The sequence below is a fragment of the Streptomyces angustmyceticus genome (genome assembly GCF_040701845.1).
GTDB lineage: Bacteria > Actinomycetota > Actinomycetes > Streptomycetales > Streptomycetaceae > Streptomyces > Streptomyces angustmyceticus_A.
Genome location: NZ_JBFBHQ010000007.1, coordinates 282,968 through 295,895 on the forward strand (window position 1 = coordinate 282,968; position 12,928 = coordinate 295,895).

10 protein-coding genes are annotated in these 12,928 nt (G+C 70.1%); 4 read left to right on the forward strand and 6 right to left on the reverse strand.

The features are described 5' to 3' along the window. Positions 1 to 4 precede the first annotated feature (4 nt). Both AB0411_RS19120 and AB0411_RS19125 read left to right on the forward strand, forming a co-directional pair. Positions 5 to 1,045 carry an ABC transporter ATP-binding protein gene (locus AB0411_RS19120; RefSeq protein WP_366418455.1) on the forward strand — a complete coding sequence of 347 codons (1,041 nt, stop codon included), beginning with the start codon at positions 5 to 7 and terminating at the stop codon, positions 1,043 to 1,045. After that, complete coding sequence (locus AB0411_RS19125) at positions 1,032 to 2,096, forward strand: ABC transporter ATP-binding protein (RefSeq protein WP_366418456.1); 1,065 nt, start codon at positions 1,032 to 1,034, stop codon at positions 2,094 to 2,096. Before AB0411_RS19120 ends, AB0411_RS19125 begins: the two co-directional genes overlap by 14 nt. Before the next feature lie 59 nt (positions 2,097 to 2,155). On the opposite strand, the gene AB0411_RS19130 is transcribed toward AB0411_RS19125, so the two are convergent. The 5 genes from AB0411_RS19130 to AB0411_RS19150 all read right to left on the reverse strand — a co-directional run bounded on the left by AB0411_RS19130 (position 2,156) and on the right by AB0411_RS19150 (position 8,394). Then, entirely contained in the window at positions 2,156 to 3,295 is a 1,140-nt protein-coding gene (locus AB0411_RS19130) for an ABC transporter ATP-binding protein (RefSeq protein WP_366418457.1), read from the reverse strand. 12 nt (positions 3,296 to 3,307) lie between these two features. Then, positions 3,308 to 4,369, reverse strand: a complete 1,062-nt coding sequence (locus AB0411_RS19135) for an ABC transporter ATP-binding protein (protein WP_086718645.1) — start codon at positions 4,367 to 4,369, stop codon at positions 3,308 to 3,310. Between the two features lie 11 nt (positions 4,370 to 4,380). After that, a complete protein-coding gene (locus tag AB0411_RS19140) occupies positions 4,381 to 5,358 on the reverse strand; it encodes an ABC transporter permease (protein ID WP_086718644.1) in 978 nt (325 codons plus the stop codon). A gap of 106 nt (positions 5,359 to 5,464) precedes the next feature. Then, entirely contained in the window at positions 5,465 to 7,261 is a 1,797-nt protein-coding gene (locus tag AB0411_RS19145; protein WP_366418458.1) for an ABC transporter substrate-binding protein, read from the reverse strand. 92 nt (positions 7,262 to 7,353) lie between these two features. After that, positions 7,354 to 8,394: an ABC transporter permease gene (locus AB0411_RS19150; protein ID WP_366418459.1), complete on the reverse strand. Its 1,041-nt coding sequence runs from the start codon at positions 8,392 to 8,394 to the stop codon at positions 7,354 to 7,356. 484 nt (positions 8,395 to 8,878) lie between these two features. Here AB0411_RS19150 and AB0411_RS19155 point away from each other — a divergent pair, with 484 nt between their 5' ends. Further along, positions 8,879 to 10,003, forward strand: a complete 1,125-nt coding sequence (locus AB0411_RS19155) for a hypothetical protein (RefSeq protein WP_366418460.1) — start codon at positions 8,879 to 8,881, stop codon at positions 10,001 to 10,003. A gap of 25 nt (positions 10,004 to 10,028) precedes the next feature. Here AB0411_RS19155 and AB0411_RS19160 read toward each other — a convergent pair whose 3' ends face one another. Further along, positions 10,029 to 12,218 (reverse strand): prolyl oligopeptidase family serine peptidase, encoded by a 2,190-nt coding sequence (locus AB0411_RS19160; RefSeq protein ID WP_366418461.1) that lies wholly within the window; start codon positions 12,216 to 12,218, stop codon positions 10,029 to 10,031. A 486-nt stretch (positions 12,219 to 12,704) separates the two neighbouring features. On the opposite strand from AB0411_RS19160, the gene AB0411_RS19165 reads away from it, so the two are divergent. After that, positions 12,705 to 12,899: a hypothetical protein gene (locus tag AB0411_RS19165; RefSeq protein ID WP_086718640.1), complete on the forward strand. Its 195-nt coding sequence runs from the start codon at positions 12,705 to 12,707 to the stop codon at positions 12,897 to 12,899. Positions 12,900 to 12,928 lie beyond the last annotated feature (29 nt).

Sequence of the window (12,928 nt, forward strand, 5' to 3'; positions counted from 1 at the left end):
GACGATGACGAACGAGGACGCGGACCGCAGGCCCGCGGGCGGTGGCACGGCGCTCGCGGACGCGCCGCTGCTCGACGTGCGCGACCTGCGGGTCGAGTTCCGCACCCGCGACGGCGTGGCGAAGGCCGTCAACGGCGTCAGCTACCACGTGGCGCCGGGGCAGACGCTGGCGGTGCTCGGCGAATCCGGCTCCGGCAAGTCCGTCACCGCACAGGCCGTGATGGGCATCCTCGACTCCCCGCCCGGGTTCGTCACCGGCGGCGAGATCGTCTTCCAGGGGCGCGATCTGCTGACCCTGGGCCGGGAGGAGCGGCGCCGGATCCGCGGCGCGAAGATGGCGATGATCTTCCAGGACGCCCTGTCCGCGCTGAACCCGGTCCTCACCGTCGGCGCGCAGCTCGGGGAGATGTTCGAGGTCCACGAGGGGATGTCCCGCAAGGAGGCCCGCGGCAGGGCCGTGGAGCTGATGGAGCGGGTCGGCATCCCCGCGGCCCGGGAGCGGGTGGGCGACTATCCGCACCAGTTCTCCGGCGGGATGCGCCAGCGCATCATGATCGCGATGGCGCTGGCCCTCGGCCCCGACCTGATCATCGCGGACGAGCCGACCACGGCGCTGGACGTCACCGTCCAGGCGCAGGTGATGGACCTGCTGGCGGAGCTGCAGCGCGAACTCACCATGGGGCTGATCCTGATCACCCACGACCTCGGGGTGGTGGCGGACGTCGCCGACACCATCGCGGTGATGTACGCGGGCCGGATCGTCGAGACCGCCCCCGTCCACCAGCTCTACCGGGCGCCCGCGCACCCGTACACCCGCGGTCTGCTGGAGTCCATCCCGCGGCTGGACCAGAAGGGGCAGCGGCTCTTCGCCATCAAGGGCCTGCCGCCCAACCTGACCGCCATTCCGCCGGGTTGCCCCTTCCATCCGCGCTGCCCGCTGGCCCGGGACGTCTGCCGCACCGAACTCCCGCCGCTCCACGAGGCCGGACCCGGCCGGACCAGCGCCTGCCACTTCTGGAAGGAGACGCTCGATGGGGCCCGGTGAGGACGGCAGCCCGGCGGCCGGTGCGGCGGCGCCGCTGCTGGAGGTCCGCGATCTGGTCAAACACTTCCCGCTCACCCGTGGGGTGCTCTTCCACAAGCAGATCGGCGCGGTACGGGCCGTCGACGGCGTCTCCTTCACCCTCCGCCAGGGCGAGACGCTCGGTATCGTCGGCGAGTCCGGCTGCGGGAAGTCCACCATCGCCAAGCTGCTGGTCGGCCTCGAACGCCCGACGGCGGGTCGGATCCGGTACCGGGGCGAGGACATCAGCGCCCTCTCCGGGCGGGCGCTGCGGGCCGTACGGCGCAACATCCAGATGGTCTTCCAGGACCCCTACACCTCCCTGAACCCGCGGATGACCGTCGGCGACATCATCGGCGAGCCGTACGAGATCCACCCCGAGGTGGCCCCCAAGGGGGACCGCCGCAGAAAGGTCCAAGAACTCCTGGACGTGGTCGGGCTCAACCCCGAGTACATCAACCGCTATCCGCACCAGTTCTCCGGCGGGCAGCGCCAGCGCATCGGCATCGCCCGCGGCCTCGCCCTGCGCCCGGAGATCATCGTCGCCGACGAGCCGGTCTCGGCGCTGGACGTCTCGGTCCAGGCCCAAGTGGTCAATCTGCTGGAGCAGTTGCAGGACGAGTTCGACCTGTCGTACGTCTTCATCGCCCACGACCTGTCCGTCGTACGGCACATCTCCGACCGCGTCGCGGTGATGTACCTGGGCCGGCTCGCCGAGACCGGCACCGAGGACCAGATCTACGAGCACCCCACCCACCCGTACACCCAGGCCCTGCTGTCCGCCGTGCCCGTCCCCGATCCCGAGGCGCGCACCCGGCGCGACCGCATCCTGCTGGCGGGCGACGTCCCCTCGCCCGCCCACCCGCCCTCCGGCTGCCGCTTCCGCACCCGCTGCTGGAAGGCACAGCAGGTGTGCGCGGACGTGGTACCGCCGCTGGAGGTGCCGGCGGGGCTCCTGGAGGCGGCGGGACCGGCCGCCCACGCCTCGGCCTGCCACTTCGCCGAGGAGCGGCAGGTGGTGGCGAGCGAGTGAGACGCGCCGGAGCCCGCCTCCCTCCGGGGAAGCGGGCTCCGGCGTGGTGCGGGGGTGCGTCAGTCGTCCGTGCCGGTCCCGCCGGCCGGCTCGACGTCCTCCATCGCGGCCAGCGCCGGGTCGAGGATGATGTCCTCGTCCCGGGCCGCGGTGGTCGGATCCTCGGGGAAGTGGCAGGCCGTCAGGTGTCCCTCGGCGTTGCCGCCGATCCGGACCAGCGGCGGCTCCTCGGTCGCGCACTTGTCCTGCGCCTTCCAGCACCGGGTACGGAACCGGCAGCCGGAGGGCGGGTTGACGGGGGAGGGGACGTCACCGGCGAGGCGGATGCGCTCGCGGTCCTCCTCCTCGCTCTCCACCAGCTTGGCCTCGGGCACCGCCGAGAGCAGGGCGTGGGTGTACGGGTGGCGCGGCCGGCGGTAGATCTCGTCGCGGGTGCCCACCTCGACGATCTTGCCGAGGTACATCACCGCGACCCGCTCGCTGAAGTGCCGCACGACCGCCAGGTCGTGGGCGATGAAGAGGAACGCGATGCCCAGTTCGCGCTGGAGCTTCTGGAGCAGGTTGACGACCTGCGCCTGGATGGAGACGTCCAGCGCGGAGACCGGCTCGTCGGCGATGATCAGCTTCGGTTCCAGGGCGAGCGCCCGGGCCACGCCGATGCGCTGGCGCTGGCCGCCGGAGAACTCGTGCGGGAAGCGGTTGTAGTGCTCCGGGTTGAGACCCACGGTCTCCAGGAGCTCGCGGATCCGCTTCTCCCGGCCACCGGGCGGGTTGATCCCGTTGATCTCCATCGGGCCGCCGATGATGGTGCCCACCGTCTGCCGCGGGTTCAGCGAGGCGTACGGGTCCTGGAAGATCATCTGGATCTCGGAGCGGATCGGCGCCAGCTCCTTGCGGCCCGCGTGGGTGATGTCCCGGCCCGCGTACGTGATCTTGCCGGCGGTCGGCTCCATGAGCCGGGTGAGCAGCCGCCCGGTGGTGGACTTGCCGCAGCCCGACTCGCCGACCAGGCCGAAGCTCTCGCCGGCGTGCACCGTCAGGTCGAGGCCGTCGACCGCCTGGACCGCACCGACCTTCCGCTTGAACGGGAAGCCGCCGTAGATCGGGAAGTGCTTGGTCAGGCCTTCGGCGGTCAGCAGTGGCTCGCCCGGGGCGGGCGCGGCGCCACGCGGCGCCGGGAGGGTGACGTTCTCTGTCATGGTGGTCGCTCCCTAGCCCAGCCGGGGCTTGATCTGCTCGGTGAAGAGGGTCTGCTTCTGCTCGGCGCTCAGATGGCACGCGGCCGCGCGCCCCAGTGCCAGCGTGGGCCGCTCGTCGGTGCAGCGGGTGCCCCCGACCTCGCCGGTGAAGCCGCAGCGCGGGTTGAAGGCGCAGCCGGAGGGCGGGTTGAGCAGGCTCGGCGGGGTACCGGGGATCGGGTGCAGCGCCTCGCTGACGTCCGAGGACAGCCGCGGCATCGAGCTCAGCAGGCCCCAGGTGTACGGGTGCCGGGGCTGGGTGAGGATCTCCTTGACGGAGCCGCGCTCGACGGCCCGGCCGCCGTACATCACCAGCACGTCGTCCGCGGTGTTGGCGACCACGCCCAGGTCATGGGTGATCAGGATGATCGCGGAGCCGAACTCCTGCTGGAGGTCCTTGAGCAGGTCGAGGATCTGCGCCTGGACGGTGACGTCCAGGGCGGTGGTCGGCTCGTCGGCGATCAGGAGCTGGGGGTTGCAGACCAGCGCCATGGCGATCATGGCGCGCTGGCGCATACCGCCGGAGAACTGGTGCGGGTAGTCGTCCACCCGCAGGTCGGGCTGCGGGATGCCGACCTTGGTCAGCATCTCGATGGCCCGCAGCCGGCCCTCGCGCTTGGTGGCGCCGGTGTGCTTGATGAACGGCTCCGCGATCTGCCGGCCGATGGTGTAGTACGGCGACAGGGCGGTCAGCGCGTCCTGGAAGATCATGGCCATCTTGTTGCCGCGGAGCTTCTCCAGGGTCTTCTCCCTGGCCCCGGTCAACTCCTGGCCGTCCAGCACGATCTCGCCGCCGATCTCGGTGGCCTTCGGGTCGTGCAGCCCCAGGATGGACAGGTTGGTCACCGACTTGCCGGAGCCCGACTCGCCGACGATGCCGAGCGTCTGACCGCGTTCCAGGTCGAAGGAGAGACCGTCGACCGCCTTGACGATGCCGTCCTCGGTGGAGAACCGCACATGCAGGTCGCGTACGGAGAGAAACGCATCAGATCCGGTCGGGACCGGCGCACCCTCGGGTTTGGTGAGTGTGGTCACTGGTGGTTCTCCTAGGACAGACGCACGCGCGGGTCGATGAACGCGTAGCAGGCGTCCACGATGATGTTGAACAGGATGATGAACGCGGCTGCGAAGAGCATCACGCCCATGACCGTGGGCAGGTCGGTGTTGAGCACCGACTGCATCGACAGGGTCCCCAGACCCGGCAGGGCGAAGGTCACCTCGGTGATCATGGCGCCGCCGAAGAGGGTGCCGAGGTCGATGCCGAAGATGGTGACGATGGGGATCAGCGAGCCGCGCCAGGCGTAGCGGAAGAAGACCGTCGCGGCCGACATGCCCTTGGCACGGGCCGTGCGGACGTGCTCCTCCTGCAACTGCTCGATCATCGCGGAGCGCGCCATACGGGTGTACTGCGCGGTGAAGATGATCGAGAGCACACACCACGGGATCAGCAGGCCCATGAACCAGCCGACGGGATCCTGGGTGATGGGCACGTACTTGGGCTGCCCCAGCAGATTGGTGTTGTAGACCAGCAACGCCAGCACGATCGGGCCGACGAAGTAGATCTGCATCGAGCTGAGCACCAGCGAGGCCGAGCTGAAGAACTTGTCGATCAGCGAGCCCTGCTTCCAGGCGGCGACCATGCCGGTGGCCAGACCGACGAGCAGGAAGACCGCGGCGGCACCGAGGGTCAGCGACAGCGTGATCGGGAAGCGGTCGACGATGGTGTTCCACACCGCGTCGCCGGTGGCGAAGGAGTAGCCGAAGCAGGGGGCGGGGCACGGGCCCTGGGCGAAGTCACGGCCGGTGACGATGCCGGACATGAAGTGCCAGTACTGCACCAGGATCGGCTGGTCGAGCCCCATGTTCTTGTGGATGATCGCGAGTGCCTGGGGGCCGCAGTTCCTTCCGCACGCGAGCAGCGCGGGGTCCCTGGGGGCGGCGAAGAAGAGGAAGAACGTGAACGCGCTGATGAGCAGCAGGATCACGATCGCGCCGAGAGACCGGCGGAAGAGGAATCGAAGCATGGCAGATCGCAGCTCTCGTGGGGCAGCGGAGGTGTGGGGTGAGGTGCACGGTGTGCCCGCCCTGTGAGGCGGGCACACCGTGCCTGGGTAACCGGTACGGTCGCGGTTACTTCTTGACGTACATCTTGGTCGGGTCGACGGAGCTGATGATGTCGTTGTTCACGACGCCGCCGACCTTGGAACCGTGCAGCTGGATCTGCTTGTAGTAGAAGGTCGGGATCTGCGGGAGGTCGTCCTTGAGGATCTTCTCGCCGAGCTTGAACCAGTCGTCAGCAGCCTTCTGCTGGTCCGTCTCCTGCTCGATCCGGTCGATCTCCTTGTTGGTCGCCGGGTTGTTGTACAGCGAGTAGTTGGTCCCGCCGTCCTGGATCTGCCGGCCGTCGTACACCGGGGGGAGCACCGTCAGCGCGCTCGGCCAGTCCGCACCCCACGCCGAGGGGTAGAGGTCGAACTTGTTGTCCGTCTTGCCGATGATGTCGTAGTAGGTGTCCGGCGGCAGTTCCTTGCTCTGGACGTTGAAGCCGGCCTTCTTGAGGTTGTCGACCACCGCGACGGAGTACTTCGACGGCTCGGTCGCCGTGTTGTGCGCGTAGGTCAGCTTCATGCCGGTCTTGCCGGCTTCCTTCAGGATCTTCTTGGCCTTGTCGATGTCGCCCAGCGGCTTCTTGAGCTTGCCGTAGGGGTCGATGTCCTTGTAGCCGGTCAGCGTCGGGCTGATGTAGCTGCCCGCCAGCTCACCGCCGCCCGGGGTGCCGTAGGCGTCGAGGACGGACTGCGTCGGCAGGGCGTAGGCGATGGCCTCGCGGATCCTCTTGTCCTTCAGGTGGCGCATGTTGAAGTTCATGACGCCGACGTAGGGCTGGTAGCCGGAGGTCGAACGCGCCTTGATCTTCGGGTCGTTGGCGACCTGCTGCATGCTCGCCGCGTCCACCTGGTTGTTGAAGCTGACCGCGGTCTGGTTGTCCGCGTTGTCGGCCATCAGGCGCTGGGTGGAGTCGGTGAAGGCCACGCTGAACTGGATGTCGAACTTGTCGACGTACTGGTGACGCGTGATGTCGGTGTTCGGGTCCCAGTTGGTGTTCTTGACCAGCGTGATGCCCTTGCCGTTCTTGAACGACCCGGGCTGGATCTTGTACGGGCCCGAAGCGACCGGGGCCTTGTCGTACTTCTCCTTGGTGTCCTTGCTCTTCTCGACGACGCCGTAGCCCGCCATCGCCAGCGCGTAGGGCAGGTCACCCACGGGCTTCTTGAAGTGGAAGACGATGGTCTTGTCGTCCGGGGTGTCCAGCACGTCCTTGGGCAGGTGCTTCCCGCCGTAGGGGCCGCCCTTGAGGAGCTTGCGGTAGTCGGTCGAGTCGGCCAGCCAGCGCTGGACGTACGTCGGGCCGCTGGAGATGAAGTCCGCGAACTGCCGCTCGAAGGTGTGGCGGATGTCGTCCGAGGTGATCGGCTTGCCGTCCTCGAACTTGATGCCGTCCTTGAGCTTGTACGTCCAGGTCTTGCCGCCGTCGGACTTCTGGCCGCTGTCCGTGGCGAGGTCGCCGACGACGGTGTACTTGCCCTTGTTGTCCAGGTGGTAGTTCGTCAGCCTTCGGAACAGCAGGCTGGAGACGGTGCCCTGGTCGGAGACGTAGATCTGCGCCGGGTCGAGGTGCGCGTAGGTGTCGCGCTGGTAGACCTTGATGGTGCCGCCCGGGGTCGCGCCGGGCACGGCCTCGGCGGGTCCCTTGGAAGCGGCGGCGTCACCGAAGGTGATCTGGGCGCGCTGCTTCTCGGCGTTCTTGCGGGCGTCGTCGTCGCCGGCGCCCTTTCCGGCGCCGCTGCTGCACGCGGTGAGGACCATGGCCCCCGCGGCCAGCGCCACGACGGTGGCGCGCGCTCTGCGCATACGAACGTTGCTCATGGTGGTGGATGCACCTGCCTGTCGTTGATCCGTTGCTGCTGCCTGACTGATGCGGTGCTGGTGGGGTGGCAGCACCCCCCCGCGGAACGGATTCACCGAGCCCTCTTCGGGTCGAAGGCGTCCCGGACCGAGTCCCCGAGCAGGTTGAACGCGACGATGAAGATGACCATCGCGAGGCCGGGGAAGAACAAGTACGTGATGTCGTTGCGGTAGTAGTCCGCCGCGTTGGCGAACATCCGGCCCCAGTCGGGCGTGGGCTCGACGAGGCCGACGCCGAGGAACGAGAGCCCCGCGATGGAGGTCACGAAGTTCGGCAGCATGTAGGTCGTCTGCACCAGGATCGGCGTCATCACGTTGGGCACCAGCTCGCGGCGGATGATCCGCCACGGAGAGGCGCCGCTGACCTTGGCGGCCTCGACGAACTCCCGCTCGCGCAGCGACAGCGTCTGTCCGCGGAGCAGCCGGGCCAGGCTCATCCAGCCCAGGAACCACATGACCAGGATGATGATCGACGCGCGTAGCCACTCAGGCATCTCGTCCTCGGGAGCCACGAAGATGGCCCCCACGACGGGCACGAAGGCCACGAAGAAGAGCTGCTGGGGGAAGGCCATCAGCAGGTCGATGAACCGGCCGATGAAGTAGTCGGTGCGTCCGCCGAAGTAGCCGGCGGCGACGCCCAGCAGGATCGCGGTGAGCACCGAGACCAGGGTGATGGCCACCGCGAGGCCGAGCGTGTTGCGGATGCCGTAGAGCAGCTGCATGAAGACATCGCGGCCCAGGCCGGGCTCGATGCCGAACCAGAAGTCCCCGGAGATACCGCCGTTGGGCCCGGCCGGGTACTGGTTGACCAGCAGCCCCGGGGTGGTCTGCCCGTAACGGGTGTACGGGTCCTTGCCGTAGATCTTGGAGATGAGCGGTGCGAGCAGGCCGATCAGGAAGAAGAAGATCACGACTCCGGCACTGATCACGCCGATCCGGTCGCGCTTGAAGCGCGCCCACATCAGCTGGCCGGGCGAACGGCCCTGCAGCGGATCGTTTTTGCCCTTCTTGCCGTTCTTCTTCGAGGTCAGTCCTTCAGGGCCAGGACCTGGGGTGTCGGTCGTGGTCCCCGCGGTCTGGGACGGACTAGTCATCGCGAAGTGCCCCCGCGCCGAGTTCTCTTGGAACGTGAAGCGGCACCGATTGCACCGCTGGATGAGCGGACTTTCGCAAGTGATTTATGGCGGAGTCAATAGGATCGGGGGTGCTCGTGAACAGGTCGTCTACTTCTTGAGCGAAGATTGCGCAAGTTGTCGCCATGGCGTGCTTGACAGGTGGGCGTGATATACGGCATGGGGGACATATCGGTACGAACGTCTTTAACATGAAGGCAACTTCACTGTCGCAACACCGATATACGGACGCGCCATGATGAACAACGTACGGCCGTGCGGGTGCCGTAGACCGGCCGGAACGCCAGGCGGCGTTCCGGCCGGTTGCCGTTTTACGGACATATCGTCCGCTGCTCTCTGCCCGTCTGTTGTCCCCGCGCCGGGTCTGGAGTAGACCTGCGGTAGGCACCGCGTCCACGGGGTGCCAGGGACCACCCGCTACAACGACACGGACGGGGGGCTGGCCGTGTCCACAGCGCGGGACGGCGTTCTCACCCGCGGCGCGCGCGGCCTCGGCGCGCTCGTCTGCCTGCTGCTCGCACTGCTCACCGCGGGCTGGATCATCCGGGACCTGACCGTCGCCGAGCACGGCGCCGATGTGTGGTGGACCTGGCTCGGAGAGGCACGCAGGCCGCGGGAGTTCACCGCCTGGGCCACCTCGGTGCTCGACCCGCTGCTGGTGCTCGGCGCGCTCGTCGTCGCGGTCGCCGCGGTGCGCAGCGCCGTCGCCCCGTCGGTGGCCGCGGGCGCGCTCCTCTCGCTGGCGGCCGCCACCGCGCTGCTGCGCCTCCCGCTGGTGTGGATGCTGGGCGCGGGCTGGCTCCAGGGCCTGGACAGCGGTCTCACCACGCGGGCCCGGCTGACCGCCCTCACCCAGCTCGCCCTGGCCCTCGCCCTGTTCGTGGTGGTCGCGGCGGGCCGGCGGCCGGGCGGCGGGACGGGCCGGCACACGGGACGCGGGGCGCGCGGGCTGCCGGCGGTGGCGTCCTCGGCGTACGGCGTGGTCCACGCGGTGCCCGACGGGCCGGGACCCGAGGGGCCCGGCCGGCCGTACAAGGGCGCGGCCGTGACGGCCGGCGTCCTGCTGGGCGCCGCCGGACTCGCCGTGGCCGGCTGGGAGATCCACTGGCAGCGGCAGCTCGACGCGGACGTCTACCGCAAGGGCCTGCTCGGGGACGCGTCCGTCTTCCGCGCCCTGCTGCAGCCGCCGGTGCACTGGCAGGCGGCGGCGCTCGCGCTGCTGGCCCTGGGGGCCGCGGCCGCCGTCCTGCGCCGCGCGCCCTGGTCCCGGCCCGCGGCGCTGACCGCCGCTGCCCTGCTGCTGGTGCACGGGTCCGCGGCGCTGGTCTTCGCCGCCCGCACCGGGGAGTTGGGCCGCCTCGGCGCGCTGCCCCTGCGGGCCCAGCTGGAAGCGGGCACCGCGGCGTTCCTGGTGGCCGCCGGACTGATCGTGCTCTACGCGGCGGCCCGGCCCGGCGTACCGGATGCCGTCCCGGGCGCGGGCGGTGTCCTGGCGTACGGCTCCGCCCCGGGCGAGGCGCGGCCGCCGCACGCCCCGCCCCCGCCGTCCAGGCTCCCGCCCGGCTGGTGAGACGGCCCCGCTGCGCGCTGCCGCCTCAGGAGCGCATCCCCAGCGACCGCTTGAGGAAGTCGACCTGGAGCAGCAGGAGGTTTTCGGCCACCTGCTCCTGCGACGCCATGTGCGTCACCCCGGACAGCGGCAGCACCTCGTGCCGGCGGCCGGCGGCCAGCAGCGCCGAGGAGAGCCGCAGCGAGTGGGCCACCACCACGTTGTCGTCCGCGAGGCCGTGCACGACCAGCATCGGGCGGTGCGGCTCCACCGCCCCGGACAGCCCCTCGTCCGTGACCAGCGAGTTCGCCGCGTAGACCGCCGGTTCCTCGTCCGGGTGGCCGAGGTAGCGCTCCTGGTAGTGGGTGTCGTACAGGCGCAGGTCGGTCACCGGCGCACCGACCACCGCCGCATGGAAGACGTCGGGGCGGCGCAGCGCCGCGAGCCCCGCGAGATAGCCGCCGAAGGACCAGCCGCGGATCGCCACCCGCGCCATGTCCAGGGGAAAGGAACCGGCCAGCGCCTGGAGGGCGTGGACCTGGTCGTCCAGGGCGACGTCCGCGAGGTCGCGGAACATCGCCTTCTCCCACGCGGGGGAGCGGCCCGGGGTGCCCCGGCCGTCCGCGACGATCACCGCGAACCCCTGGTCGGCGAACCACTGCGAGGTCAGATGGGCGTGGTGCGCGGCGATCACCCGCTGGCCGTGCGGTCCGCCGTACGGGTCCATCAGCACCGGCAGCGGACCGTCGCCCTCCTGATAGTCGCCGGGCAGCAGTACCGCACACGGGATCTCGCGTTCCCCGGCCAGGACGAGCCGGGGCCGGGCGGTCAGCACCGGCTCCTCGGCGCAGGAGCCGATGGTGGCGAGCGTCTTCTCCCCGCCGTCGGGGTCCAGCCGCACCACCTCCACCCGGGTGCCGGGCCGCTCCAGCGACGTCTGCGACAGCACGGTCACCGCGCCGCCGCGCACCGCGGACGACACCGTCGGGTACGGGCGCCCGCCCACCCGCTCCCAGCCGCCCTGGTCACCGCTGCCGCGGAACCAGGCGCGGTAGACGCCGATGTCGTGCATGTCGGCGCCGCTCGCGGAGAAGAGGACGTCGTCCTCGCCGATGTCCAGGACGGCCCGGACGTGCAGGGGAGCGCCGGTCAGCGGGCGGTCGCCGACGAACAGCCGGCGGGCGCCGCCCTCGTCCGCGATCCGCACCAGCCGCCCGTCGGGCGTCCAGGCCGGCGCCCCGGGGAAGGGCTCGACCCACGCCTCGTCCTCCTCCTCGTGCACCGTCCTGGTCGCGCCGGTCGCGGTGTCGACGGCCAGATAGCGCTGGTCGCGCTGGTCGCGGGCCTGGACGAGCAGCAGCGGGGGCCCGGCCGCGGACCAGTGGACGCGCGCGAGGTAGGGGTAGCGCTCGGTGTCCCAGGTGAGGTCCGTGCGCGCGCCGTCCAGGCCGAACAGGGTCAGCGTGACCTCGGCGTTGCGGGTGCCCGCCGCCGGGTACGCGACCCGGACCGGCTCGCGCTCCGGATGGGCCGGGTCGGAGATCCACCAGCGCGCTACCGGCGCCTCGTCGACCCGCGCCGCCAGCACCGCGTCGCTGTCCGGGGACCACCAGAAGCCCCGGTAGCGGCCCATCTCCTCGGCCGCGATGAACTCCGCGAGGCCCCAGGTCACCTCGGGGCCGTCGGGCTCGGCCAGCACCCGGTCCGCCGACCCGTCGCCCGCTCGGCCGGTGTCGTCCCCGTCCGAGGTCGTGGCGCCGTCCACCGCGACCACCCGCAGCCGGCCCTCGGACACAAAGGCGACATGCCGGCCGTCCGGCGACGGCCGGGGGTCCACGACGGGTCCCTCGACCGGGAGTTCACGGGTGGTGCCGGCCCGGAGTTCGGAGACGAACAGCCGGCCGGAGAGGGTGAACGCCGCCAACTCCACGGCGGCGTCCGTCGCATAGCCGACGATGCCCGCCGAGCTCTCCCGGCTGCGCTCGCGGCGGGCCCGCTCCTGCGGCGGAAGATCCTCTTCCGCTCCGGCCAGCAGGGCCTGCGGATCGGCGGCCGTGAACTCCCGCCCCGCTTCCAGGTCGAGCACCCACAACTGCTGGCTGCGATCGGTGCCCGAACGGGATCGGAGGAAGACGACGCGCGCGCCGTCGGGGGAGAGGGCGTAGCCGCGCGGGGTGCCCAGGGTGAAGCGCTGCGTACGGGCGTACTGCCGCGGGAACGAAGGCTGTCCGGTCATGGGGTGAGCCTAGGGGGTGTCGTTCGGATCATGGCGGGCTCGCGGGGCCTGGCACACACCCTGGCCGCGTTGTCGTCACTCTTCCCCGAACTCCCGGCTTCGTTCGAGCAGGGGAGACCCCAACCGCTCCGCGTCGACTCCCTCCTGCGCCCTGCGATCGCGCTCGGCATCCGAAGGCGCTTTGCCGAGCCGAGACGGAGGGAGCGCAGCGGACGAAGTGCGCCGGCCCCCGCTCCCTGGTCCACCGTGATCCGAACGACACCCCCTGAGGGGGACGGGCTCACCGCGGTCGCGCTCGTGAAGATCGTGTGCGCCCCCGCTCTGCTTCCGTGCTCCGACTTATGCGCTAGGACGGAAAGTTATGATCCCTTGGGTGCCGTGGGTACGGGGTAAAGAGCCCTTGGCATACCCGGTGTGCGGGTCCGCGGAAGTGGTCCGGACACCATCAACTCTGTTCGGACCGTGAGTACTTGGAGGTGAGCCGCCGTGGCACTCTCGATTTCGGCGGTGGTGCTGCTGGCGATCATCGTCTTCTTGCTTGTCAAGAAGTCCGGACTGAAGACGCCGCATGCCTTGGTGTGCATGCTGCTGGGCTTCTATCTGGCCAGCTCGTCCATCGCTCCGACGATCAAGCAGCTGACGACGAACGTCGCCGGCATGCTCGGGAACATCAAGTTCTGAGCCGGCCCCGGCCGGCCTGGTCCGCCGTG

Coding starts and splice junctions, on each gene's coding strand:
- AB0411_RS19120 (WP_366418455.1), top strand. CDS start 5: ATGACGAACGAGGACGCGGACCGCAGGCCCGCGGGCGGTGGCACGGCG.
- AB0411_RS19125 (WP_366418456.1), top strand. CDS start 1,032: ATGGGGCCCGGTGAGGACGGCAGCCCGGCGGCCGGTGCGGCGGCGCCG.
- AB0411_RS19130 (WP_366418457.1), bottom strand. CDS start 3,295: ATGACAGAGAACGTCACCCTCCCGGCGCCGCGTGGCGCCGCGCCCGCC.
- AB0411_RS19140 (WP_086718644.1), bottom strand. CDS start 5,358: ATGCTTCGATTCCTCTTCCGCCGGTCTCTCGGCGCGATCGTGATCCTG.
- AB0411_RS19145 (WP_366418458.1), bottom strand. CDS start 7,261: ATGAGCAACGTTCGTATGCGCAGAGCGCGCGCCACCGTCGTGGCGCTG.
- AB0411_RS19150 (WP_366418459.1), bottom strand. CDS start 8,394: ATGACTAGTCCGTCCCAGACCGCGGGGACCACGACCGACACCCCAGGT.
- AB0411_RS19160 (WP_366418461.1), bottom strand. CDS start 12,218: ATGACCGGACAGCCTTCGTTCCCGCGGCAGTACGCCCGTACGCAGCGC.